Annotated in this window: 22 protein-coding genes and 1 riboswitch; of the genes, 17 read left to right on the top strand and 5 right to left on the bottom strand. The window is 55.1% G+C overall.

Annotated features, from left to right (window positions below):
• The first annotated feature begins 14 nt into the window (after window positions 1-14).
• Window positions 15-2,606, top strand: a complete 2,592-nt coding sequence (gene clpB / locus EVJ28_RS09260) for an ATP-dependent chaperone ClpB (protein ID WP_131456693.1) — start codon at window positions 15-17, stop codon at window positions 2,604-2,606.
• Window positions 2,607-2,639: 33 nt separating this feature from the next.
• Here the strand turns inward: clpB and EVJ28_RS09255 are convergent, their stop codons facing one another.
• Window positions 2,640-3,713, bottom strand: coding sequence for a TIGR04053 family radical SAM/SPASM domain-containing protein (locus EVJ28_RS09255; protein ID WP_131488751.1), 1,074 nt, complete (start codon window positions 3,711-3,713; stop codon window positions 2,640-2,642).
• Window positions 3,710-5,077 carry a protoporphyrinogen oxidase gene (hemG, locus tag EVJ28_RS09250; protein WP_131467945.1) on the bottom strand — a complete coding sequence of 456 codons (1,368 nt, stop codon included), beginning with the start codon at window positions 5,075-5,077 and terminating at the stop codon, window positions 3,710-3,712. The genes EVJ28_RS09255 and hemG overlap by 4 nt, the downstream gene beginning before the upstream one ends.
• A 112-nt stretch (window positions 5,078-5,189) precedes the next feature.
• Between hemG and EVJ28_RS09245 the strand changes: the two genes are divergently transcribed.
• Window positions 5,190-5,369, top strand: coding sequence for a hypothetical protein (locus EVJ28_RS09245; RefSeq protein ID WP_070328819.1), 180 nt, complete (start codon window positions 5,190-5,192; stop codon window positions 5,367-5,369).
• Window positions 5,370-5,428: 59 nt separating this feature from the next.
• Complete coding sequence (gene glsA / locus EVJ28_RS09240) at window positions 5,429-6,370, top strand: glutaminase A (RefSeq protein WP_131456699.1); 942 nt, start codon at window positions 5,429-5,431, stop codon at window positions 6,368-6,370.
• On the opposite strand, the gene EVJ28_RS09235 is transcribed toward glsA, so the two are convergent.
• On the bottom strand, window positions 6,367-7,140 hold the full coding sequence (locus tag EVJ28_RS09235) for a CHAD domain-containing protein (protein ID WP_131456701.1): 774 nt from the start codon (window positions 7,138-7,140) through the stop codon (window positions 6,367-6,369). The two genes, glsA and EVJ28_RS09235, sit on opposite strands and share 4 nt — an antisense overlap.
• Window positions 7,141-7,179: 39 nt before the next feature.
• On the opposite strand from EVJ28_RS09235, the gene EVJ28_RS09230 reads away from it, so the two are divergent.
• The 4 genes from EVJ28_RS09230 (at window position 7,180) to EVJ28_RS09215 (ending at window position 11,898) form a co-directional block, all read left to right on the top strand.
• Window positions 7,180-8,550 (top strand): MATE family efflux transporter, encoded by a 1,371-nt coding sequence (locus EVJ28_RS09230; RefSeq protein WP_131456703.1) that lies wholly within the window; start codon window positions 7,180-7,182, stop codon window positions 8,548-8,550.
• Window positions 8,551-8,728: 178 nt separating this feature from the next.
• Window positions 8,729-9,877 carry an N-acetylglucosamine-6-phosphate deacetylase gene (nagA, locus tag EVJ28_RS09225; protein ID WP_131470609.1) on the top strand — a complete coding sequence of 383 codons (1,149 nt, stop codon included), beginning with the start codon at window positions 8,729-8,731 and terminating at the stop codon, window positions 9,875-9,877.
• On the top strand, window positions 9,874-10,638 hold the full coding sequence (gene nagB / locus EVJ28_RS09220; protein ID WP_131456707.1) for a glucosamine-6-phosphate deaminase: 765 nt from the start codon (window positions 9,874-9,876) through the stop codon (window positions 10,636-10,638). Before nagA ends, nagB begins: the two co-directional genes overlap by 4 nt.
• Before the next feature lie 156 nt (window positions 10,639-10,794).
• The gene (locus tag EVJ28_RS09215) at window positions 10,795-11,898 is read left to right on the top strand and encodes an LCP family protein (RefSeq protein WP_131488749.1); all 1,104 of its coding nucleotides are present in this window, start codon (window positions 10,795-10,797) and stop codon (window positions 11,896-11,898) included.
• Window positions 11,899-11,932: 34 nt separating this feature from the next.
• Here the strand turns inward: EVJ28_RS09215 and EVJ28_RS09210 are convergent, their stop codons facing one another.
• On the bottom strand, window positions 11,933-12,661 hold the full coding sequence (locus tag EVJ28_RS09210) for a GntR family transcriptional regulator (RefSeq protein ID WP_131456711.1): 729 nt from the start codon (window positions 12,659-12,661) through the stop codon (window positions 11,933-11,935).
• A gap of 95 nt (window positions 12,662-12,756) precedes the next feature.
• Here EVJ28_RS09210 and EVJ28_RS09205 point away from each other — a divergent pair, with 95 nt between their 5' ends.
• From EVJ28_RS09205 to lysA, 10 genes are all read left to right on the top strand, one after another.
• Window positions 12,757-13,917, top strand: a complete 1,161-nt coding sequence (locus tag EVJ28_RS09205) for an alanyl-tRNA editing protein (protein ID WP_131488747.1) — start codon at window positions 12,757-12,759, stop codon at window positions 13,915-13,917.
• The gene (locus EVJ28_RS09200; protein ID WP_131488745.1) at window positions 13,911-14,339 is read left to right on the top strand and encodes a GNAT family N-acetyltransferase; all 429 of its coding nucleotides are present in this window, start codon (window positions 13,911-13,913) and stop codon (window positions 14,337-14,339) included. Before EVJ28_RS09205 ends, EVJ28_RS09200 begins: the two co-directional genes overlap by 7 nt.
• Before the next feature lie 77 nt (window positions 14,340-14,416).
• Window positions 14,417-14,597: riboswitch (Lysine riboswitch) on the top strand.
• Window positions 14,598-14,711: 114 nt separating this feature from the next.
• Window positions 14,712-15,911, top strand: coding sequence for an aspartate kinase (locus EVJ28_RS09195; RefSeq protein WP_070328972.1), 1,200 nt, complete (start codon window positions 14,712-14,714; stop codon window positions 15,909-15,911).
• Window positions 15,912-15,923: 12 nt separating this feature from the next.
• Window positions 15,924-16,919 carry an aspartate-semialdehyde dehydrogenase gene (locus EVJ28_RS09190; protein ID WP_131467950.1) on the top strand — a complete coding sequence of 332 codons (996 nt, stop codon included), beginning with the start codon at window positions 15,924-15,926 and terminating at the stop codon, window positions 16,917-16,919.
• A gap of 12 nt (window positions 16,920-16,931) precedes the next feature.
• Window positions 16,932-17,813, top strand: coding sequence for a 4-hydroxy-tetrahydrodipicolinate synthase (gene dapA / locus EVJ28_RS09185; protein WP_131456719.1), 882 nt, complete (start codon window positions 16,932-16,934; stop codon window positions 17,811-17,813).
• Window positions 17,810-18,559 carry a 4-hydroxy-tetrahydrodipicolinate reductase gene (gene dapB / locus EVJ28_RS09180; protein ID WP_131456721.1) on the top strand — a complete coding sequence of 250 codons (750 nt, stop codon included), beginning with the start codon at window positions 17,810-17,812 and terminating at the stop codon, window positions 18,557-18,559. The genes dapA and dapB overlap by 4 nt, the downstream gene beginning before the upstream one ends.
• Complete coding sequence (dapD, locus tag EVJ28_RS09175; protein ID WP_070328832.1) at window positions 18,537-19,244, top strand: 2,3,4,5-tetrahydropyridine-2,6-dicarboxylate N-acetyltransferase; 708 nt, start codon at window positions 18,537-18,539, stop codon at window positions 19,242-19,244. Before dapB ends, dapD begins: the two co-directional genes overlap by 23 nt.
• Before the next feature lie 46 nt (window positions 19,245-19,290).
• Window positions 19,291-20,217: a branched-chain amino acid transaminase gene (locus EVJ28_RS09170; RefSeq protein WP_071399081.1), complete on the top strand. Its 927-nt coding sequence runs from the start codon at window positions 19,291-19,293 to the stop codon at window positions 20,215-20,217.
• A 13-nt stretch (window positions 20,218-20,230) separates the two neighbouring features.
• Complete coding sequence (gene alr / locus EVJ28_RS09165; RefSeq protein ID WP_131488743.1) at window positions 20,231-21,319, top strand: alanine racemase; 1,089 nt, start codon at window positions 20,231-20,233, stop codon at window positions 21,317-21,319.
• Window positions 21,289-22,581 (top strand): diaminopimelate decarboxylase, encoded by a 1,293-nt coding sequence (gene lysA / locus EVJ28_RS09160; RefSeq protein WP_236634110.1) that lies wholly within the window; start codon window positions 21,289-21,291, stop codon window positions 22,579-22,581. Before alr ends, lysA begins: the two co-directional genes overlap by 31 nt.
• A 99-nt stretch (window positions 22,582-22,680) precedes the next feature.
• Here the strand turns inward: lysA and EVJ28_RS09155 are convergent, their stop codons facing one another.
• Window positions 22,681-23,295, bottom strand: a complete 615-nt coding sequence (locus tag EVJ28_RS09155) for a hypothetical protein (protein WP_131467958.1) — start codon at window positions 23,293-23,295, stop codon at window positions 22,681-22,683.
• Window positions 23,296-23,397: the final 102 nt, after the last annotated feature.

Below are 23,397 nucleotides of genomic sequence, written 5' to 3'. Positions count from 1 at the left end.
AAGGAGGAAACAACATGGATTTCAATCGATTTACAGATAAAGCGCATGAAGGGATCGTCAGTTCGCAAGCACTTGCTAAACAGTATCATCATAGCGAGATGAATGAATGGCACGTCCTCGCCTCGATGATTTCGCAAGCTGACGGCATCATTCCACTGTTGTTGCAAAAGATGGAGTTGAACGTCGCGGAGATCGAGGCAGAGGTCGCGATGGCACTCAAGAACGCACCGAAACTTCAAAACCCGACGACACCGATGATCTCGGCCTCGCTGCTTAACGTGTTGACGACAGCTGAGCGTGAAGCGACCGGTATGAGTGACGAGTACGTCTCGGTCGAACACATCTTGCTCGGCATCCTCCTCAACAAGAGCCAGACGCAAGCGATGCTCGAGCGTAAAGGCGTGACCGAGGACAAGTTGCGCGAGGCGCTCGTCGCCGTGCGCGGCAACCGACGCATCACGTCGAAGTCACCGGAAGCGACGTACGACGTCTTGACGAAGTACGGCCGTGATTTGATTCAAGAAGTGAAGACCGGAAAGATCGACCCCGTCATCGGGCGTGACAGTGAGATTCGCCGCGTCATCCGCATCTTGAGCCGGAAGACGAAAAACAACCCGGTGCTCATTGGGGAGCCAGGGGTCGGGAAGACGGCGATCGTCGAAGGGCTTGCCCAGCGCATCGTCCGCGGTGACGTCCCGGAAAGCTTAAAAGACAAGACGATTTTCAGTCTCGACATGAGCTCGCTCGTCGCCGGTGCCAAATATCGCGGCGAGTTCGAGGAACGGTTACAAGCGGTCTTGAACGAAGTGAAAGAGGCGGAAGGGAAGATCATCCTCTTCATCGACGAGTTGCACACGATCGTCGGGGCCGGTAAATCGGAAGGCGCGATGGACGCGGGCAACATGCTCAAACCGATGCTCGCCCGCGGTGAACTTCACTGTATCGGCGCGACGACACTCGATGAGTACCGCCAATATATCGAAAAAGACCCGGCGCTCGAACGGCGCTTCCAGCAAGTGCTCGTCGCCGAGCCGGACGTCGAAGACACGGTCTCGATTTTGCGCGGATTGAAAGAACGCTTTGAGATTCATCACGGCGTCCGCATTCATGACAACGCGCTCGTCGCGGCGGCTGTGCTGTCGAATCGCTATATCACCGACCGGTTCATGCCAGACAAGGCGATCGATCTTGTCGACGAATCGTGTGCGATGATCCGGACCGAGATGGAATCGATGCCGGCTGAACTCGACGAACTCGTACGCCGCGTCATGCAACTTGAAATCGAAGAGGCCGCTTTGAAGAAAGAGAGCGACGAGGCTTCGAAAAAGCGTCTCGACGTGCTCCAGCAAGAGCTCGCCTCGACGCGTGAACAAGCGGATGCGCTCCGCCTGCGCTGGGAGAACGAGAAAGAGTCGACACACCGCGTCCAACACATTCGCGGGGACCTCGAGAAAGTGAAGCTCGAACTGCAAGAAGCCGAGAGCCGCTACGACTTGAACCGGGCTTCCGAGTTGAAGTACGGACGGATTCCAGAGCTCGAACGTGACCTCGCCGAAGCGGAGCGTCTCGCCGGCTCGGTGACGCGTGAACTCGTCCGGGAAGAAGTGACGGAAGAAGAGATCGCCGAGGTCGTCTCGAAATGGACGGGCATCCCAGTGACGAAGTTGACAGAAGGTGAGCGCGACAAGTTGCTCAACCTCGAGACGGTACTGCATCAACGTGTCTTCGGACAAGATGAGGCGATCCGACTCGTCAGCGACGCTGTCATCCGGGCCCGGGCCGGCATTAAAGACCCGAACCGTCCGATCGGCTCGTTCCTGTTCCTCGGTCCGACCGGGGTCGGGAAGACCGAACTCGGGAAAGCGCTCGCCGAAGCGATGTTCGATTCTGAAGACCACATCGTCCGTCTCGACATGAGTGAGTACATGGAGAAACACGCCGTATCTCGCCTCGTCGGGGCACCTCCAGGATACGTCGGCTACGAAGAGGGCGGTCAATTGACCGAAGCGGTGCGCCGCAGCCCGTACTCGGTGCTCTTGCTTGACGAAGTCGAGAAAGCACACGCCGACGTGTTCAACATCTTGCTACAATTGCTCGATGACGGTCGCTTGACCGATTCACACGGTCGCGTCGTCGACTTTAAGAACACGATCGTCATCATGACCTCAAACATCGGGGCCGACATTTTACTCGAGGCCGCGAAAGACGGTATCATCGATGAAGAGGAAGAACGTCAAGTCATCGAGCGGCTCCGTCGCCACTTCCGGCCGGAGTTCTTGAACCGGGTCGATGAGACGATCTTGTTCCATCCGCTCACGCGCGCCCAAATCGGGCAAATCGTCGAGAAAGCGGTCGCTCGGATGGGCAGCCGCTTGACGGCACGCTCGATTCGGATCGAAATCTCGGACGCGGCGAAAGCGTTCATCGCCGACGAAGCATACGAGCCACAGTTTGGCGCCCGTCCGATCAACCGTTACGTACAACGGACGATCGAGACGAAGCTCGCGCGCGGCATTCTCGCCGGTGACGTCGAGGATGGTCAGACCGTCATGATCGACGTCGAGAACGGAGAATTGACGCTCCGTCCGACGACGGTGGCGTACTAAACAATAGGGAGCACAGGCCTTGGCCTGTGCTCCTTATTTAGCGTGTTCAGGTTGATACGTGCAATACGGCTCCTCTGCCTTATAGTCGCCGGTGACGGCGTAGGCTCGGGCACGCGATCCGCCGCATAAGTAACGGTATTCGCAGTAGCCGCATTTGCCGCCGTGCGTGTCCGGGTCCCGCAGCGTCTTGAACACCGGATGTTTCCGATAAATCTCGGCAAGCGGTGTCGTTTTGACATTGCCGCACTTGATCGGCAGGAAGCCGGACGGTTGAACATCACCGGTGTGAGAGATGAAGACGAAGCCGTTGCCGTCATTCGTCCCACGTGGCGCTTTGGCGAGGTCGTCATGCGGATGACCGATTGGCGCGAGTCCTGCGTCTTTCCGTTTTTGATTTTCTTGCCGGGCGACCCGGCGATAGAACTGGGCCTCGGTCGTCGAGATGATGTATGGCACATGTTCTTGCAGCGCGAACGCCCAGCGCAGCACGTCCTCATGTCGTTCCGGCGAGATCGGTTGCAGGAGCGAGCCGCGACCGGTCGGGACGAGGAAGAACAGCGTCCAGACCGAGACGCCGAGCTCACCGACGAGTTTCGCGATCGCTGGCAGTTGGTCGACGTTGTACTCGGTTACGGTCGTATTGATTTGGAACGACATGCCTTCCTCCCGGAAATAGGAGATGCCGCGGATCGTCCGCTCGAAGCTGCCGCGTGTCCCCCGGAAATAATCGTGCGCTTTCGCGTCGGCACCGTCGAGTGAGAACGCCCAGCGTGTCAACCCGGCCGCTTTGGCCCGTCTGACCGCGTCAGGAGTCACCCGTGGCGTCGCTGATGGGGTCATTGAGACGCGCATGCCGAGTGACGCCGCGTATTCAGTCAACTCGAACAAGTCTTCACGCATGAGTGGGTCGCCGCCTGTGAAGACGAGAATCGGGTTGTCCATCGCGTAAATGTCACGAATGAGCGCTTTGCCTTGCGCCGTGTCTAATTCATCCGGGTAACGATGGTACTGCGCCTCGGCCCGGCAATGGACGCAAGACAAGGCGCAGGCGCGCGTCACTTCCCAGATGACGATGAACGGGTTCTCGTTGTAATCAATCCGTTTCATGAACGCACCACCTGCTTCGCCGTCATCGCCCGCATGACGGCCTGTTTGGCGGAATCGACACAGTCGGGAAGCCCGACCCCGTGTAAGATCGCCCCGCACGCCTCGACGCCATCGAGAGCGGCCAAGGCATGTTCGAACGCGTGCACATGTTGCTTATGACCGACCTCGTATTGTGGCATCGTATCGACGTGGCGCTCGACTTTCGTGAAAAGCGGTGTCCCGACGTGTTGAATTTTGCGGAGCTCGTTTAACGCAAACTCGGCGACCGCTTGATCCGTTGCAGCTAATAAGGCGGGCACGTGATCGGAACCGATATAGACGCGCAAGAGCGCCTTACCTTTCGGTGCCATGTGAGGCCATTTCTTATGCATCCAACTGCAGGCGGTCAACGCATTGGCTTCCGCTTTGGCGATGACGTAACCTGTCCCGTCGAGCGCCGCCACATCTTTCTCGTCGAACGCAGCGAGGACGGTGATCGATGAGGTGCGCTTCAATTGAGATAATCGCTCCGCCTCGGGGATTCCGAGGATCGGGCCGAGCGCATTCGGCGAAGTCGCTAAGATGATGCCGTCAAACTGTTCGATCGTGCCGTCCTCGAGTTCGATCTCATGAGGGCGGACCGAGGCGACACGGGTGCCGGTGTAGAGGCGGTCGATCGACGGACGGAGCGCCTCGATGAGGATTCCGAGCCCGTTTTGTAACGATAAAAACTTCCCGGCCTCACGCGGTTTCACTCCGGCTTGTACAGGCGGCGTGAGTGCTTTCATGCCGAGAATCAAGCTGCGTGTTTTTTGTTCAATCGTGATAAACTGAGGGAAAGTAGACTCGATGCTCATATCTTGAAGCGTCCCGTTATAAATGCCTGATAGGAGCGGTTCGATCATCGATTCGACGACTTCAGAGCCGAGTCGGGTCCGGAAAAACGTGTCGAGTGAAATGTCTTCGCCCGCATAGACGCGGGGGAGCACCAAGTCCATCCCGGCCCGAGCCTTTCCACGCCACGTGAACAGGTCGGTCTTCACCATCGGCCAAAATTTCGTGGGAATGCCCATGACGGAACCTTTTGGCATTTGCCGTAACTTGTTTCGAACGTATATGTAAGACGTGCCAGTCTGTGAACGAACGAGCTGTTCATCAAGACCGAGTTCGGTGATGAGCTCGGTCAACGTCGGCTTTCTGGCCATATAACCGTCGGGACCGCATTCGAGTACAAATCCGTCCCGATAAACTGTCTTGATTTTCCCGCCGATCCGATCACTCGATTCATAGAGTGTGACGTGTGCACCAGCCTGTTTCGCATAGTAGGCAGCGGCCATACCCGTGATGCCGCCCCCGATAATCGCAATGTTGTTCAATCGATTCACCCATTTCTATAATAGTCTTCGAATTAACCGTACCGAGAATATGCGTGTAGACATAGGATAAGTATCACGCGGTTCTAGACGAAATTGTCACGGATGAAAGGGAGGGGCGACTATGGTTTGGTTCGGCATCACAGCTTCGATTGTCGTCGTTGGGATTGTCGCATTCATCGCCGCGATGAACCGACATGGAGAGAAGCTTGCCGGGGATGAGGAAAGTCCGCCGGTCATTTGGGCCGACGAGGACTGGTACAAGCCAGGATCGTCCAAAGATGACGGTCCGCCTGATGGCTAAGCTTGAGAAGATATGATAAGATGAGCCGGTTGTAAACTATCGGATATGAGGTGATTTTGATGAACGTATTAGAACAGCAGTTGGCACATTTGGTCGACGAGTGCCGTCCGTATACGGCTCAAGGAAAAGTGGCGGATTATATCCCTGAGCTCGCACATGTCAAGGACGACTTGCTCGGCGTGGCGATTTGCCTGCCTGACGGTTCTTACATCCATGCGGGTGATGTCCATCATAAGTTTACGATCCAAAGCGTCTCGAAAGCACTCGCGCTTTGTTACGTGTTGATGGAGTTCGGCGAGGACTTCGTGTTCTCGAAAGTGGGGATGGAGCCGACGGGTGATGCGTTCAACTCGATCGCCAAGCTCGAAGAGACCGTGCCATCAAAACCACTCAATCCGATGATTAACGCCGGGGCGCTAGCCGTCACGAGCATGATACTAGGGGATACGGCGGAACTTAAAATTTATCAGTTCCGTCAATTTTTAGCGACGTTGCTCGACGTGCCGGTCGAAGAAGTGACGTACAACGAAAAAGTCGCCCGCTCGGAATACGAGACGACCGACTTGAACCGGGCCTTGCTTTATTTCATGCGCCACCACGGCATCGTGGAAGGTGACGTCGATGAGATCATCGACGTCTATACGAAACAATGTGCCATCGAGATCGACTGTTTTGACTTGGCCCGCATCGGACGGGTGCTCGCGGGCAACGGGGAAGACCCGGTCACAGGCGAAGAGTTGATTCCGCGCCGGGTCGTCCGCATCGTCAAAGCGATCATGACGACTTGTGGCATGTATGACGCCTCCGGTGAGTTTGCGGTCCGTGTCGGTCTGCCAGGGAAGAGCGGGGTGTCGGGTGCGATTCTCGCGACCGGGAAGCACGAACTCGGACTGAGCGACGTCGGCTTCGGGATTTTCGGCCCCGCGCTCGACTCAAAAGGCAATTCGATTGCTGGTATGAAGCTACTCGAACTGCTCGTCGAACGCTACACGTCACGCTAGAGCTTGATAGCGTCGACAGAAGCGTCAAGTTGCTCGTGCAGTGTGTCGATGAGTCGTTCATACGCCGAAACGTATTCGGTCGGCGGTGAAAAATCGGTCCAGCGCAGCAGCAATTGATGACGGTCGTTCATCTCACCGAGCTCGGTTTGGAGCCGTTTTAACTTTTGGACCTGGTCTTTCGAGGCCTTTTCTTCGTAGTTTAACAAGTACTCGTGCAAGTAGCGTTCACGCTTCACGGCGAGCCGGACTTTATGGAGTGCCTCGAGCCGGTCATGCTTTGATGTGGCGTGGTGGTGGGACTCGACGCGGCGTTTCCGCTCCGATTTTGCCTTATCGAGAAACGCTGAGGCGTCTTGCTTCTTTAACGAGCGATACAATTGACCGCCGATGAAGCGGCGCACTTGTTGGTCGAGCGACGGCGTCATCTTTTCGGTGACGCGCGAACTTAATAATGTCCGGTCTTTTTCGCGGTTCGCTTCCATGTGATCGGCAAACGCCTGCTCGAGCCCGGTCTCGAGCGCGAGACCTTGGAGCAACACGTCCCCGTCACGGACCGCGCCGAGCGCTTCCATCAGCTGTTTCAATTGCCGATACGTAGAAGGTTTCGTGTCGTACAGTTGCATGAACGTCAGCAACTTGCGCAAATGGACCCGGGCCTGATGCACGTCTTCTGTGTTTTGAAAGGTGAGCGCTTCGGTCATATAATGGTTGAACGTATTCCATGTTTCCAATAGTTCGTACTTTAGCTTCTCTGCATTCCGTTGATTCATCCGAATTTGTTCCTTTCTGAAATGAGATGAGGGTTGTCCATGTATCAAACGCATTCACTTAACGAAAAAATAAAATTATTTTTTACGATTTTCTTTCCGATTTTAGTAACACAAGTATCATTTTACTTAATCAGCTTCTTCGATACGGTCATGTCAGGCCGAGCCGGAGCCGTCGACTTGGCTGGCGTCGGTGTCGGCTCGAGTCTATGGATGCCGGTCTATACGGGACTGAGCGGGATTCTGCTTGCCGTCGCACCGATTGTCGCTCAGGCGCTCGGGGCCCGTAATATCCAACATATCCAACGGACGCTGTATCAAGGCGTTTACTTAGCGATCGGACTGAGCATCGCGACACTCGTCCTCGGTGCGTTCCTCGTTCCGGCCGCAGTGGACGGGATGGGGCTAAGCGAGGAAGGAAAACGGATCGCCAAAGGTTATTTGCTCGCGCTCGGATTCGGCGTCTTGCCGATGTTCTTGTTCAACGTGCTCCGGACGCTCATGGATTCACTCGGAAAAACCCGGATTTCCATGTTGCTTATACTATTAGGGTTACCCATTAACGTCGGGTTAAACTACATCTTCATTTTCGGGAAGCTCGGAATCCCTGCTTATGGGGGCATCGGAGCCGGCATCGCTTCCACCATCACCTATTGGCTTCTCTTCTTCATGGCGTTCGCGTTCGTCCGGAGCGGGAAACCGTTCCTTGAGTATCGGTTCCTGCGCGCGCCGGATCGTTTAGCATGGCCGCGCCAAAAAGAGCTGCTCAAGCTCGGGACGCCGATCGGCCTCGCCATCTTTGCCGAGGTCAGCATCTTCGCGGCCGTGACCCTGCTCCTTAGCGAGTACGGGGACAATATCGTCGCCGCCCACCAAGCGGCGATCAACTTTGCCTCGTTCGTCTATATGTTGCCGTTGTCCGCTTCGAGCGCTTTGACGATTGTCGTCGGCTATGAACTCGGTGCGCGCCGACTCCAAGACGCGGTGCGCTATGCCAAGATTGGGATCGCGCTCTGTCTGGCCGTATCGTCATTTTCAGGCGCCTTGTTGTTCTGGCAGAATGAACGCGTCGCCGCCATTTATACGAATGACGCCGCTGTCGTGGAACTTGCGGCCCACTTCATGATCTTTGCGGTCTTCTTCCAATTGTCTGACGCCGTCGCCGCACCGATTCAAGGCATCTTGCGCGGTTTCAAAGACGTCAACGTGACGCTCGTATTGTCGCTCATCGCCTACTGGGTGATTGGGCTGCCGCTCGGTTTCTTACTCGCGGAACGGTTCGGATTCGGTCCCGATGGTTATTGGATCGGGCTCATCGTCGGACTTGCCGCCGGGGCAGTGCTCTTGTTCATGCGCCTCGTCCATATCGTCAAACGATACAATGCCAAAGCAGCTGTCGAAGAGACAGCGTGACAGAATAAGGTTGAATCTGGTTCGCCCGGGTTCAGCCTTTTTTTGTTTGAGTCGATGGGAAGTCGGGCAAATGACTGATGATTTGATGAATTTTTTAAAATGAATAAATTGGTCTATACAACTATACTGGTTTTTGTTATGCTATTGTCGAGAATAGTAGTGAAAGGGTGGATGACTGATGATGGTGATTATTAACGCACACCTCGTTTCTGGACAAGAGACGTGGGAACGGGGTTACGTTCGGATAAACGGGGCGACGATTGAAGCGGTCGGGGCGATGGCTGACTATGAGGCCGGAGATGAGACAGTGCTCGATGTCGCGGGAAAACTCGTGACACCGGGCATGATTGATATACATGTTCACGGGGGTTATGACGTCGACACGATGGATGCGGACCGAGACCGGTTACGACTCCTCAGTCAATCGATGCTCGCCGAAGGGGTGACCTCGTTTTTTGCGACGACGATCACGCAGTCACCGAAAGCCATCACCAAGGCGCTCGAGTCTGTCCGAGACGTCATCGAGTCAAACGAGACGACGGTTGCCGGTATCCATCTAGAAGGACCGTTCGTCAACGTCGAGAACGCGGGGGCTCAACCGGCAGAATATATTATCGATCCTGATGCCGAACAGTTTCGCATCTGGCAAGACGAGGCGGGCGGTCACATCCGACTCGTCACGTACGCACCAGAACGTCCGGGCGCACGAGAGCTTGAGCGGGCGATGATGGAATCGGGTGCCATCGGCTCAGCCGGTCACACGAATGCGACGTTTGCCGAGAACAAAGCGGCTGGCGTGAAGCACGGCACACATTTATACAACCAAATGCGCGGGCTGCACCACCGTGAACCGGGGACGGTCGGTTACTGCCTGTTAGAACGGGACGTCATGGTCGAAATCATTCCGGACGGGATTCACAGCCGTCCGGAGATGGTCGATTTCGCGTATCGCTTGAAAGGCGCGGACGGTCTCGTCGTCATCACGGATGCGATGCGGGCGAAAGGTCTTCCGGACGGGCGTTACGAGCTAGGGGGACAACCGGTCATCGTCGAGGATGGTGCGGCGCGGCTTGAAGCCGGTAACTTGGCTGGAAGTGTGTTGACGATGGACGCGGCGTTCCGCAACATCATCGCCTTCACCGAGTGCACGATTCAAGAAGCCGTGAAGATGACGTCCGCGAACCAAGCCGCGGAGTTTGGCATGAGTAAAAAAGGGTCAATCGCAGCCGGGTTTGACGCTGATCTCGTCATCTGGGACGGGTCATTGACGGTCGAGCAGACAATTCACCAAGGACGCATCGGATTTGAGAAGGAGGACGTGAAATGAATATATTAGTAGCGAAGACACCAGCGGACGCTGAACAGATTGCCTACACGCTTATTAAAGAGCGGTTGGCCGGGAAACGGGAGTTCGTACTCGGGCTGGCGACGGGGAGCACGCCGGTCGGGATGTATAAAATGTTCAAGCAGGACCAGCTCGATTGCCGCCATGTGACGAGCGTCAATTTGGACGAATATATCGGGCTTGCTCCGAGTCATCCTCAAAGCTACTATCATTTCATGGAAGAACGTCTGTTCAACGATGTTCCGTTCAAAGAAAGCCATCTTCCGCGTGGTGACGCAAAAGACCCTGATGCTGAAGCGGAGCGGTATGAACAGCTCGTCCGATCAATCGGTGTCGATCTGCAACTGCTCGGGATCGGTGAAAACGGGCATATCGCGTTCAACGAACCGGGGACGGCGCTCGATGCGAAGACGCACGTGACAGCGCTCACCGAGTCGACGCGGGAAGCGAATCGCCGCTTCTTCGATGCAAGCGAAGAAGTCCCGACGCACGCGATCACGATGGGACTCGATACGATCATGAACGCGCGCGAGATTGTTCTCGTCGCAACGGGAGACCGAAAAGCGAACGCGGTCCATCACATGATCGAAAGTGTGCCGTCTGTCGATTGGCCCGCGACGATTTTGCAGGCGCATCCGAGTGTCACGATCGTACTTGATACCGAGGCGGCCTCACAGTGCGCGCAAGCTTTACAGGCACGCGGAAGCGAAGCAGCCGAACGCTTCTTCTCGATCCGCTCATAACCGTTCAACCTGGGGACGCACGTCCCCAGGTTTTTTTGGTTGCGATTATGGGAAATTGTATGGAAATGAGTTTGTCATCAAAACGTTTTCGACAAAACTCGAGGATTCCTCTATAATAAGTGAAGCTCGTATCATTCGACCGTGAAGGAGAAAAACATGAACTCAAGAACCCAGGCGCGTAGACGGCGTAAAGGTCCGTCTACGTTTTATAAAGTGTTCAGCTCGCTGATCCTCATTGCCGTCATCGTCGGCTCTAGCATGTATGGGGCGGCTTTTTATAAAGCGCACAACATGTTGTCCGGCACACAAGTGACGCTCGAGGACGACCCGACGATCGAACCGACCCGGTTTGATAAAGAGGACACCGAAAGTTTCCTCGTGCTCGGCACCGACATCTCCCCGCAAAAGAAAGCGCGAGGGGAGTTCGGTCGCTCTGACGTCATGATTGTCGTCATTTTGAACAAGAAAGACAAGCAGACGACGATGCTCAGCATTCCGCGAGATTCGTACGTCAATATCGATTACACGGGATTCGATATCCCTTACGGTAAGACCGGTCTCGATCAAGATAAAATCACGCACGCCTACTACTTCGGATCGATGGACGAGTCGGATCCGAACAACGGTATGCGCATGTCGACGAATACGGTCGAAGACCTAGTCGGTGTTGAAATCGACCACGTCGTGTCGCTCAACTTCCAAGGCTTCGTCGATTTTATTGATGCCTTAAATGGAGTAACAATTAATGTTGAGTTTCCTTTTGAGACCATTAAGCACACAACTGCAAAAGAAGTAGTTAACGTCGAAGCCGGTCTTCAGCAGCTGTCGGGTGAAGAAGCACTCGCTTATGTCCGAAATCGCTATGACGACCCGCGCGGGGACATCGGGCGCGGCCAACGTCAAATGGAAGTCATCAACGCCGTGCTCGAGCAGTCGCTCGGCACGTCATTGATCAACAACTATGACAAAGTGCTCAAAGCGGTCGGTGACAACATGCAGACGACGCTCGGACCGAACGACTATATGCGTTTGATCGAAGACGTCGGTGCGCTCAACAACACGGTTCAATATCAATTGACCGGAGAAGGTGCGCGTGGTAATGACGGCCACTTCTATTACTTCTTGAACGAACCGTTGCTCGACGAGGTCCGGTACCGTGTGCAACAAGCGGATTCCGGCAACGAAGTCGAAGCGATGACGGAGACGGAGCTCGAGTCTTATATGCTCGATCCGTCCGGCATCACATACGAAGCCCAATAAAAAATGGTTTGCCCTCAGCGGGGCAAACCATTTTTTAGGTGCGTTCCATCGCGACAGTGAACGAATACGCATCGCCGCGGAACAAAGAACGACTGTATTCGAACATGTCGCCGTTCTCGAGATACGTCCGTTGGTCGATCAATAGGACGGGCGCGTTCGGGGAGATGGTCAACAGCTTCGCTTCAACAGGTCCGGCGCTTCGGGCTTCGAGCGTCTGTGTCGCGTTTTTCAAACGAAGTCCGGACTGTTCGGCGAACTCATAAATCGAGCCGACGGCATCTGCTTCGGTCAGTTCGGGCAATAAGGCGACCGGGATATAGGCGGTTTCTAAAGCGAGCACGTCCTCGTCGGCGAGTCGGAGACGCTTCATCTCATAGACCGGCGTACTGGCTGCGACATTCAATTTCTGCGCGATTTTATTCGAGGCTGGAATCGTGTCGAATGACAATAGACGGCTGAACGGACGCATGCCCCGGTGCTTGATTTCTTCTGAAAAACTCGTCAAACCGGACAGCGCCATCGTGATTTTTTTACTGGCGACGAACGTACCACGTCCTTTTTGACGGCTCAAATAACCGGCGTTGACGAGGTTCGTGATCGCCTGGCGCACCGTCATCCGGCTGACGTTATACCGCTCCGAATATTCCCGTTCGGACGGGATCGATTCGCCGGGTTGGAGCTCGCCAGCATCTATTTGTTGCTTTAAATAGGCTTCGATTTGATAATAAATAGGTAACGGGGACTTTTTATCAATCTGTAACATACATATCGCTCCTGACCTAAGGGTAAGTGTTCCTTATTATAGACCAAATCAGACTAGTTGTCTGAACATATCATGCAGAAAAGGTGGCGACCAATATGAACTCATGGCAATTTGAAACGACGGTGACAGCGCAGCGGGAAGATGAGCGGGGCACGTGGATTGCGCTTGCAGCAACACATTTTTACGCGGAAGGTGGCGGACAACCGGCCGATACAGGGACGATTGGCGGACAAGCCGTTTTAGATGTGCAACGTGACGACCCGACCGTGTGGCACCTCGTCAACGAGCCAATCGACGAAGCAACGGTAGTGATCGGTCAAATCGACGCAGCGACACGTCACGACCACTCGATCCAACACACGGCGCAACACGTGCTGACGGCCTTGCTTGAAGACCGATACGGTATCGAGACGCTCAGTTTTGGGATCAGTGCTGACGAGTCATCGATCGAGATCGCGGCCGAATCATTCGATTGGGCGTTAATCGAAACGTTAGAACGTGACGTTCAGCAGATCATCTTCGACAACCGACCGATTCACATTTTTGAATTACAGGATGGCGAAGTCGAGCATGACCGGTTACGTAAAGCGACGGATCGCACCGGCACGATTCGGATCGTCAAAATCGATGGACTCGATTATAACGCTTGCGGAGGGACGCATGTGTCGACGACCGGCCAGCTCGGAATCATTAAAGTGACCTCGATGAAAAAAGTGCGGGGGAACGTTCGTTTGACGTATGTCGCAGGGATGCGGGCACTAACGGTCATCCAATCTTCGCGCACCGCGCTACGGGCGATCCATCAAACGTTGTCGACGACGAACGAGACGGTCGCGGCCCGTGTCGCCGAAGAGCGCACGGCGCGACTCGAACGTGAAAAAGAAGTGAAGGTGCTCGAGGCCCGGGTCGCCAAGGCGAAAGTCGCAGCATTCTTACAAGAGGACAATTACGTCATCACGCACATCGGCAAGACCGAGGCGGAGACGCTCACGACGATGATCGTCGAACGGATCGCGGCGACCGGACGGATTGCCGTCGGTGCCAATCATACCGGACAAAAACTGTTACTCATGCATGACGGGACGCATGACATCGCCATCGGCAAGTTTTTAAAACGGACGTTAGACGACCTTGGCATCGGTCGGGGCGGTGGCAGTCATAAACAAGCCCAAGCCCGCTTCGAATCGATCGTCGACCTAGAACGGGCCACGGCAGAAGTCGTCAAACGGTTACAGGAAGGAGTGGTGTCATGTTGACGATTGAACACGGCAACGACACGCCGCTCATCGAACGAGCCCGTTCCGTACGGGAGGCTGTCTTTATCGGCGAGCAAGGGATTGACCCGGCGCTCGAATATGACGACCTCGATCCAGTCTGTATCCATTTCGTCGGGACGATAGACGGGGAGCCCGTGACGACGGCACGGCTGCGACCGATCGGGGACGGTGTCGGCAAAGTCGAACGGGTCGCCACGCTCGCATCGGCGAGAGGGAACGGATATGCGAAAAAGCTGATGCTCGAAATCGAGGATGTGGCGCGCGAGAGCGGGCTGCATGAGTTGAAGCTCGGCGCTCAACTGACGGCGCTCCCGTTCTATGAACGGCTCGACTATACGACGTTCGGTGACGAGTTTTTAGACGCCGATATCCCGCATCGGATGATGAAGAAGTCGTGGTGATTATTTTTAGAAAGTTTCTTTTTTTCTAAAAAAAGGTTGGCAAGCCGGAAAGCATTTGTTATAACTAAAACTAACAACTGACAGATAGAGGTTGCGAATGACATGAGTAAGCTTGATTGAAACGGACGCATTCCGGATCGAGCCGAAAGGGGAAATTCGCCGAAGTCAACGTTCGCATGCGTACGAACGAAGGCTGGGGTAGTCGTGAACAACGCCTACACTGCCATGGATGAAATGCCATGGAGCGCTATCTACGGAACGATTTTTTAATCGTTTTTCAACTGCGCGTACAAGCGGCAGACCGTAGGGAGAGTGCTTCCTACCGGTCTGCCGCTTTTTCTGTTGGTCGACATCATGAAAGTGGGGAACCTGATGACAACCGTACTAAAATTTGGAGGAAGTTCTGTTGCCACAATCGAACAGATTCAGGCAATTTCTGAATATTTACAGACACGAGTCGTCGCTGGCGAGAAACTCGTCGTCGTCGTCTCCGCGATGGGGAAAACGACCGATTCACTCCTGTCACTCGCAAAACAAATTACAGAGCGTCCGATGATTCGTGAGCTCGACCGCTTGCTCGCCGTCGGAGAAGAACAGACGATCAGTCTACTCAGCATCGCCTTGAACTCACGAGGCGTCGCCGCCATCTCGCTCACGGGGCAACAGGCCGGGATCGACACGATGGGCATTCACACGAAAAGTAAGATCAAAGCGATCCGGAAAGAAGTGTTGGAAGAAAGGCTCAGAACGAATGACGTCGTCATCGTCGCCGGCTTCCAAGGCGTCAACGAGTTCGGGGATGTAACGACGCTCGGACGCGGTGGTTCTGATACGACAGCCGTCGCACTTGCCGCCGTCCTCAGTAAACGTTGTGAGATTTATACGGACGTCGCCGGTGTCTATACGGCCGATCCGCGTATCCATAAAACGGCACGGCGCCTAGATACCGTCTCGTATGACGAGATGATGGAAATGAGCGCGCTCGGCTCGAAAGTGATGGAAATGCGCAGCGTCGAGCTGGCCAAAAAATATGATGTGAACATCTTTGTAGGGAAGACGCTATCGAGCGAAGGAGGAACATGGATCATGGATATGACACAGGCGATGGAACAAAAAGCGGTGACGAGCGTGAGCGTCGTGAAAAACGTGCTCAGCGTCTCGATCAAACATATTCCGCATTCAGTGGCAGGGGTTGCCGATATTTTCGAGAAGTTGTCACAGCGTCACGTCAATATCGACATGATCAGTCAGACAGCGTTCGACGGTGAAGTGTTCCTGTCGTTCACTTGTCCACTTGACGAGGAGGCGTTCCTCGAAGAAGCGCTCGCCGAACTGACGGAGGCGTTCCCACAAATTAAAATCGACCGTCATACCGAACATGCAAAAATCTCGGTCGTCGGCATCGGCATGCGCGACGCGACCGGTGTCGCAGCCGGATTGTTCGCCACGTTCCGTGAGAGCGGAATCCCGTTCTATCAAGTCACAACTTCAGAGATCAGCATCTCTTACACGATTAACGATCAAGACGTTGAAGCGGCGGTCGCGGCCATCGCGGAGCGTTTCCATTTATAAGGGGGAGTTACCATGTATAACGTTGCCGTCATCGGTGCGACAGGCGCCGTCGGTCAAAAGATGATCGACGTGCTCACAGAATATGAGTTTCCAATCAACGAACTATTACTATACGCGTCAGCCCGCTCGGCTGGGAAAACAGTCGAAGTGAACGGTCGCGACATCGTCATCCGTGAACTGTCGGACGCGATTTACGCAGACGCGATCGACATCGCCTTGTTCTCGGCCGGTGGTAGCATCAGTGAACAGTATGCACCGCGCCTGAGTGAACAAGGGGTCATCGTCATCGATAACTCGAGCGCGTTCCGGATGCAAGCAGGAATCCCGCTCGTCGTACCAGAAGTGAACCGAGTCGAACTGGGCCCGGACAAGATGCTCATCGCCAATCCGAACTGCTCGACGATCCAATCGGTCGTCGCCCTCGCACCGCTCGCCGAAGTGTACGGATTGACGCGTGTCGCCTATACGTCTTACCAAGCCGTCTCCGGTTCGGGACAAAAAGGCATCGAAGACCTCGAACGGGGCGCCCGCGGTGAAGAGCCGCAAAACTACCCGTATCCGATCTACGATAACGTGCTGCCGCATATCGATGTCTTCCTCGAGAACGGCTACACGAAAGAAGAACAGAAGATGATCGACGAGACACGCAAAATTTTGAACGCACCAGAATTAGGTGTGACGGCGACGTGTGTCCGCGTCCCGGTCCGTAACAGCCACGCCGTCTCGATCACGGTCACGCTCGAGCGTGAAGCGACGCTCGCGGAAGTGAAGGCGGTCCTCAGTGACGCGCCAGGCGTCGTCCTCATGGACAACCCGAGCGAGCTCGTCTACCCGACGCCGCTCGATGCGAACGGGACGGACGAAGTGTACGTCGGTCGCGTCCGCCGCGACGAGTCGCAACCGAACACGTTCCATCTCTGGTGTGTCGCCGATAACGTCCGCAAAGGGGCGGCGGCGAATGCCGTTCAAATCGCCCAGTGCATGATCGGGCAAGTCGCTACGAAATAAGGGGGAAATCATATGTTCACAGGAGTCGCTACAGCACTCGCTACACCGTTCCAAACGGACGGTCAGTTAAATCTCACAGCGTGGGAAGCATTGATTGAAGATCAAATCAAAGAAGGCGTCAGCGGTCTTGTCATCGGGGGGACGACAGGCGAAGGGATGACGATCACAGACGAAGAGTTCGAGACGCTCCTCACGAAGGCGATCGAAGTCGCCGCCGGTCGTGCCGTCATCATCGCCGGGACAGGGTCGAACAATACGGCGTTAAGTATCACCAAGACGAAACGGGCGGCAGAACTTGGTGCCGAGATGGCGATGGTCGTCACGCCTTACTATAATAAGTCGACCCAAGCGGGGCTGATCGCCCACTTCACGGCGATCGCCGACGCGTCACCGATTCCACTCATGCTCTACAACGTCCCGTCACGGACAGGCGTCGCGCTCGATCCGGCAACGGTCGGTGAACTCGCCGAACACCCACGCATCGCTGCGTTGAAAGAAGCGAGCGGGGACATCTCGGTGATGGCACAAATGATGGCCCACTTGCCGGAAGGTTTCCCGGTCTACTGCGGAAATGACGACCAAATCCTGCCGTACATGGCATGGGGTGCCCAAGGTGTCGTCTCGGTGCTCTCGAACGTGTATCCGGGAGCGACAGTCGCGCTCGCCGAAGCGCTTCTCGCCGGAGATTTAGAGACGGCCCGCACATGGCAGATCCGCTTGCTTCCGGTCATCGATGAACTGTTCGCCGAAGTGAACCCGATCCCGGTCAAGGCGGCGTTGAACGCCCGCGGTTTCGAATTTGGCTCGCCGCGCCTCCCGCTCGTTCCGATGAGCGCGACGGCCGAGGCACGTCTGTTGTCGGCGATGGAGCAGTTTAATGAGGTGAGACAGTGAACTTGTTAATTCACGGATACGGCGCGATGGGACAGATCGTTGAAGAAGTCGCGCTCGCTCAAAACTTGAACGTCGCGGCCATCGTCTCACCGGCGGGCGGCGATCATCCCGTTTCACTGAAAGAAGTCGACGCCGCGATCGACGTCGTCATCGACTTCTCGAACCCGGCGCTGCTTGATGACGTGCTCGCGTTCGGGAAAGACAAGCAAATCCCGCTCGTCATCGCGACGACGGGCTTCTCGGAAGCTGAACTGGCAAAGATCGAGGACGCATCGAAACAGATCCCGATCTTCCAGTCGTATAACACGTCTTACGGGATCGCACTGTTGAAGCAGTTGCTTGACCAGCTCGTGCCGCTCACGCTTGGTTATGATATCGAAGTGATCGAAGCGCATCACCGTAAAAAAGTCGATGCGCCGAGCGGGACGGCTGAACTGCTCGCCCGTGCCATCGAGGCGAAACGGGACGTGACGCCGGTGTACGAACGCGCGTCACGTCGTGAGGCGAGAGGTACTGACGAACTCGGCATGCACTCGGTCCGCGGCGGCACGATCTTCGGTGAGCATACGGTGCTCTTCGCCGGAGACGATGAAATGCTTGAATTAAAACATACGGCCCTGTCGAAACGCGTCTTCGCGAACGGGGCACTCGCCGCGGCGGCGACGATTCTCGACCGCCCGGCCGGATTATACAATTTAACGAACCTATACGAGGAGGCCACTCATGTTACTCACAAACGCTTATGAAATCGCACAATACATTAAAGATGCCAAGAAAGAAACGCCAGTCAAATTGTACGTCAACGGTCAGTTGGCAGGTTTAACAATCGAAGAAGCAAAAGCATTCGGAACGGACGAGTCGAAATTATTCCTCACGACGGCTGAACGTGCGGCCGCTTTCCTTGAAGCGAACGCGTCAGTCATCACCGACTCGCACCTCGAGTTCGACCGCCGCAACAGCGCCGTGCCGATGCTTGACACGACGAAGTTGAACGCCCGTATCGAACCAGGTTCGTTCATCCGTGACCACGTTCAAATCGGCAACAACGTCGTCGTCATGATGGGGGCGGTCATCAATATCGGCGCCGTCATCGGTGACGGGTCGATGGTCGACATGAACGCCGTCATCGGCGCCCGCGGCACACTCGGTAAAAACGTCCACCTTGGCGCTGGCGCAGTCGTCGCAGGTGTCCTCGAGCCGCCTTCAAAAGATCCGGTCATCATCGAAGACGGGGTCATGATCGGTGCAAACGCGGTCATCTTAGAAGGTGTCCGTGTCGGCGAGAATGCGGTCGTCGCAGCAGGCAGTGTCGTCACAGTCGACGTCCCGGCAGGAAGTGTCGTCGCCGGCACGCCAGCCCGTGTCATCAAGCAAAAAGATGAAAAAACAGCAGAAAAAACACAACTAGTGGATGACTTACGCTCCCTGTAACGTATAATAGACAGAAAATATCAAAAGTGAATGGGAGAGTTGAACAATGGAACAATATGGACAATGGATGTGGAAAGACGGGGCTTGGATCGAGCCGAGTGACGCGAACACGAGTATCATGACGCACGCGATCCACTACGGTAGCGGGTTCTTCGAAGGAATTCGGGCGTATCACACAGAGGAAGGTCCAGCCATCTTCCGACTCCGTGAACACTTGGAGCGACTCGTTCGTTCGTGTGCTTACTATCACGTCGAACTACCGTACACGGTCGACGAGCTCGAACAAGCGACGATCGAATTGATCGAACGCAACGGCTTTGAAGCGTGTTACATCCGTCCATTCGTTTTCCTCGGCACACCTTGGCAGGCACTCATGCCGACGCAGGAAACGAAAGTACACGTTGCCATCTCATGCTGGCCGCTCGGCGAATATTTCAGCAAGACGGTCGGTATCCGGGCGAAAGTCGCGTCATACCGCCGCGTCTCGTCGACGATGATGCCGATGCAAGCGAAAGCGGCAGCCAACTATATGAATTCGCAACTCCTTAAAGGAGAAGCGGTCCGAGACGGGTATGACGAAGCGATTGCCCTCGACATGAACGGAAACGTCAGCGAGGCGAGCGTCGCCAACATCTTCCTCGTCAAAGGCAATAAAATTTTCACACCGTCACTCGACTGTTCCGTCCTCGACGGCATCACGCGTCAAACGGTCATCGATCTTGCCCGTGAAGAAGGGTTCGAGGTCATTGAGCGCCATATCGGACGTGACGAATTGTATGTAGCAGATGAGATCTTCTTGACGGGTACAGCAGCTGAAGTGACGAGTGTCATCGAAGTCGACAATATCTCGATCGGCGGCGGGGTTCAGACGGTCGCAACGACTATGCTCGCCCGTTACCGCGAGACCGTGACGGGACTGATCCCGGCACATCGCGATTGGATCACGTTCGTCAAAGAAGCAGTCAAAGAATAAGGGAGCAATGTGTATGGGAGTCACAATTGACTTAAACGCGATTCGCGAGAACAAACGTCGGATCGAGGCACTCGGCCGACCGGTGTTTGCCGTCGTGAAAAACAACGCCTATAACTTAGGGATGGAGCCAGTTGTGACGACATTGTACGCAGAAGGGGTGCGTCACTTCATGGTGACGACGCTCGACGAGGGGAGCGAGGTCCGGGTGCATGCACCCGAGGCGAACGTCCTCGTCATGAACCCCGTTTACGAGTGGTCGGCCGTGCATCGCGACGGTTTAGACGTCGCCATCGGTTCGTACGATTGGCTCGTCTCACAACGCCATGAGCTCGACGGCGTCCGTCTTCATTTGAAGCTCGATGTCGGCATGAACCGGTTTGGCGCGAAGACGTTCGAAGAAGCGCTTGCCATCTTAGCGTTCTGCCAAGATGAAAAGCTCGACCTCGTCGGTTTGTGCACACACTTTCCGCTCGCCGACGCCGATAACGCCGAAATCGAGCACAGTGTCCATGTCGAACGGTTTGCCGACTGGTCGACGCGGCTGATCGAACGGCATTCGTTTGAAGTCGTCCATGCCGCCAACAGCGCGGCGACGCTTCAAGCCGATCCGCGTCTCGGGCACTGCACGCACGTCCGGGTCGGAATCTTTCTCTACGGCTACTCATCGGTCGAGGCGGTCGATTGGCTCGTCCCGGCGTTTTATTGGGAGACGGAAGTCGTTGCCGTGCACGATATCGAGGCCGGCGCACACGTCGGCTACGGGACGGGCTACACGGCACCGTCGAAAGAGCGGATCGCCGTGTTGTCAGTCGGATATGGCGATGGCTTGATGCGGGCCCGTCGGCATTTGCCGGTCCACATTAATGGACGGGCGTTCCCGTTCGTTAGCAATATTTTCATGAGCCACAGCTTCCTCCGCGTCGACGAGACGGTTCAAATCGGCGACCGGGTCGAGCTGTACGGTAATGAGACGAAGATCGATGACGTGACCCGGACCGGGCACGCCAACAACTCGGAACAACTATGCGCACGCTCATGGCGTGTCCCGCATCGCTTTGAAGGAGGCATTTTATGTACACCAGCAACCAATCCGTTTGTATGATCGAGGGCGTATCCGTCCAAGAACTTCAAGCGACGTACGGGACACCGCTCTATATCATGAGCGAGCCAGAACTTGAAGCTCGGCTCGGGCTCGTCCGGAGCGCATTTTTAGATAAGTATCCGAACACGTACGCGCTCTATGCGTCAAAGGCGATGTCGATCGCGGCCGTGTATGAGAAAGTCATGACGGCGGGCTTGAGCATCGACGTCGTCTCACGCGGTGAGATGTTCGTCGCGCTCCATGCCGGTGTCCCGGCTGACCGGATTCACGTTCACGGGTCAAATAAGACGGTGCAAGACATCTCGTTCGCGCTCGAGAACGGCATCACCCATTTCACGATCGACAACATGCGTGAGATCGGTCTGCTCTCGGGTCTCGCCGTAAAGCATGATGTCGATGTCGACGTCTTGCTCCGCATCGTCCCGCAAGTCGTTGGAGGCGCCCACGAGGCGATCCAGACGGGTGGGGTCGATACGAAGTTCGGTTTCCCGACGCATGACGACACGTATCTCGAAGCGGTCCGGGAAACACTCGCGACGGAACGTCTTCATCTGAAAGGGATCCATTGTCACGTCGGGTCACAGATTCAAGAACCGACGCTGTTCATCAATACGGTCAAGACGATGGTCAACTTCATCGAGACGATTCGTCGGGAGACCGGCTTTACGGCTGATGTGTTGAACATCGGCGGTGGCTTCGGCGTCGCCTATCTCGAGACGGATGACCCGCTCGACTTTGCCGCTACGATGACGCAAGTGATGGATACGCTCGTTTCAGAAGTGGAGCGATTCGGTTTGCCGCTCCCAAAAATCGGCATCGAGCCGGGACGTTGGCTCGTCGCCAACGCCGGTGCGACGCTGTATGAAGTCGGGACGGTCAAAGACGTGAGCGGTGTCCGCACATACGTCTCGGTCGACGGCGGCATGACAGACAACATCCGTCCTGCCCTCTATGATGCCGAATATGACGTCATCGCGGCGACGCGGATGGATGAAGCGAAGACGCTTGAAGCGAAGATCGTCGGGGCATGCTGCGAGTCGGGAGACATCATCTCGAACCGTTCGCTCATCCCGCCGGTTGAAGCCGGGGATTTTCTCCTCGTTAAAGCGACAGGCGCCTATAACTTCTCGATGGCGAGCAACTATAACCAAATGCTCCGCCCGCCCGTCGTCTTCGTGAAAGACGGGACACATCGTCTCGTCGTCCGCAGACAGACACTTGAAGACTTGGTCGCGTGTGAAGTGATTGGACAATCGACATAATTTTGTAGGCAGATAAAGAAAAGGGGTTCAGTCATAAAAACGACTGAATCCCTTTTCGTATGAACGACCGATGCGACCTTACCGAGTCGATCTATCAGGTTAATCTAGTTGTGCGTTGACTTCCGCTTCATATCGATTAACGAGCTCGTTGTTGTCGTCTGTCTGGTACTTCTTTTCCAACTCAAGTTTCAACTTTAGCCAAATCGTATTCTTTTCATAAAGGTCTCGATCGAACTGATGATTTAGTTGGTGCAGCGACAAGCCGAGGGCGCTCGCGTAGGCGAGATGACTCGGTAAATCACTCCGATCCGGGCCTTGTTGAATGTAACGGTCAATCTCTTCTTCCGTTACGTGAATGTTGTACTTCTCTTTTGCGACCGTTTTCCATGCGATACTTTGTTTCATCGCTTCGGTTGAGAGCGTGATGACTTGTTCATTCGTCAAGTCGGTTTCATAATACAGTTTCTCTTGGGACAATGTCCGAATCACCCACTTTCGAAGCGGTTCCTCAACGTCGAACTGGTTTGCTTCGGTGATGACGTCGTCAAACAGTGCTTTATAATCGTCGAACGCGAAATTGTCTACGACTTGGCGTTGTTCTTCTTCGCTCTTCATGTCAATCGTCAAAGGTGACGATGTCGCGGATTGACATGCTGTTGTAAAGATGACGAGCGAGAGCGTACATAATAGAAACGATTTGAAACGTGGGGTCACGGTGATCCTCTCCTTATTTGTATCGTCTTCAAACGTAGTACAAGTTTCAATCAAAAGAACAATCTAGTCATTTCTATATACGGGACGATGAGCTATCAAGTT

The sequence above is a fragment of the Exiguobacterium sp. SH3S3 genome, assembly GCF_004337115.1.
Classification (GTDB): Bacteria; Bacillota; Bacilli; order Exiguobacteriales; family Exiguobacteriaceae; genus Exiguobacterium; species Exiguobacterium aurantiacum_A.
Note: the sequence above shows the minus strand (reverse complement) of the source record. Positions and strands in the feature narration are given on the sequence as shown.

Bases quoted from the DNA above. Each gene is read 5' to 3' on its own strand.
- glsA (WP_131456699.1), top strand. From the start codon at position 5,429: ATGAACGTATTAGAACAGCAGTTGGCACATTTGGTCGACGAGTGCCGT.
- EVJ28_RS09255 (WP_131488751.1), bottom strand. From the start codon at position 3,713: ATGAAACGGATTGATTACAACGAGAACCCGTTCATCGTCATCTGGGAA.
- EVJ28_RS09190 (WP_131467950.1), top strand. From the start codon at position 15,924: ATGTATAACGTTGCCGTCATCGGTGCGACAGGCGCCGTCGGTCAAAAG.
- EVJ28_RS09245 (WP_070328819.1), top strand. From the start codon at position 5,190: ATGGTTTGGTTCGGCATCACAGCTTCGATTGTCGTCGTTGGGATTGTC.
- alr (WP_131488743.1), top strand. From the start codon at position 20,231: ATGGGAGTCACAATTGACTTAAACGCGATTCGCGAGAACAAACGTCGG.
- EVJ28_RS09200 (WP_131488745.1), top strand. From the start codon at position 13,911: ATGTTGACGATTGAACACGGCAACGACACGCCGCTCATCGAACGAGCC.
- EVJ28_RS09170 (WP_071399081.1), top strand. From the start codon at position 19,291: ATGGAACAATATGGACAATGGATGTGGAAAGACGGGGCTTGGATCGAG.
- nagB (WP_131456707.1), top strand. From the start codon at position 9,874: ATGAATATATTAGTAGCGAAGACACCAGCGGACGCTGAACAGATTGCC.
- EVJ28_RS09235 (WP_131456701.1), bottom strand. From the start codon at position 7,140: ATGAATCAACGGAATGCAGAGAAGCTAAAGTACGAACTATTGGAAACA.
- EVJ28_RS09210 (WP_131456711.1), bottom strand. From the start codon at position 12,661: ATGTTACAGATTGATAAAAAGTCCCCGTTACCTATTTATTATCAAATC.
- clpB (WP_131456693.1), top strand. From the start codon at position 15: ATGGATTTCAATCGATTTACAGATAAAGCGCATGAAGGGATCGTCAGT.
- nagA (WP_131470609.1), top strand. From the start codon at position 8,729: ATGATGGTGATTATTAACGCACACCTCGTTTCTGGACAAGAGACGTGG.
- EVJ28_RS09215 (WP_131488749.1), top strand. From the start codon at position 10,795: ATGAACTCAAGAACCCAGGCGCGTAGACGGCGTAAAGGTCCGTCTACG.
- lysA (WP_236634110.1), top strand. From the start codon at position 21,289: ATGTACACCAGCAACCAATCCGTTTGTATGATCGAGGGCGTATCCGTC.
- EVJ28_RS09195 (WP_070328972.1), top strand. From the start codon at position 14,712: ATGACAACCGTACTAAAATTTGGAGGAAGTTCTGTTGCCACAATCGAA.
- EVJ28_RS09205 (WP_131488747.1), top strand. From the start codon at position 12,757: ATGAACTCATGGCAATTTGAAACGACGGTGACAGCGCAGCGGGAAGAT.
- EVJ28_RS09230 (WP_131456703.1), top strand. From the start codon at position 7,180: ATGTATCAAACGCATTCACTTAACGAAAAAATAAAATTATTTTTTACG.
- dapA (WP_131456719.1), top strand. From the start codon at position 16,932: ATGTTCACAGGAGTCGCTACAGCACTCGCTACACCGTTCCAAACGGAC.
- dapD (WP_070328832.1), top strand. From the start codon at position 18,537: ATGTTACTCACAAACGCTTATGAAATCGCACAATACATTAAAGATGCC.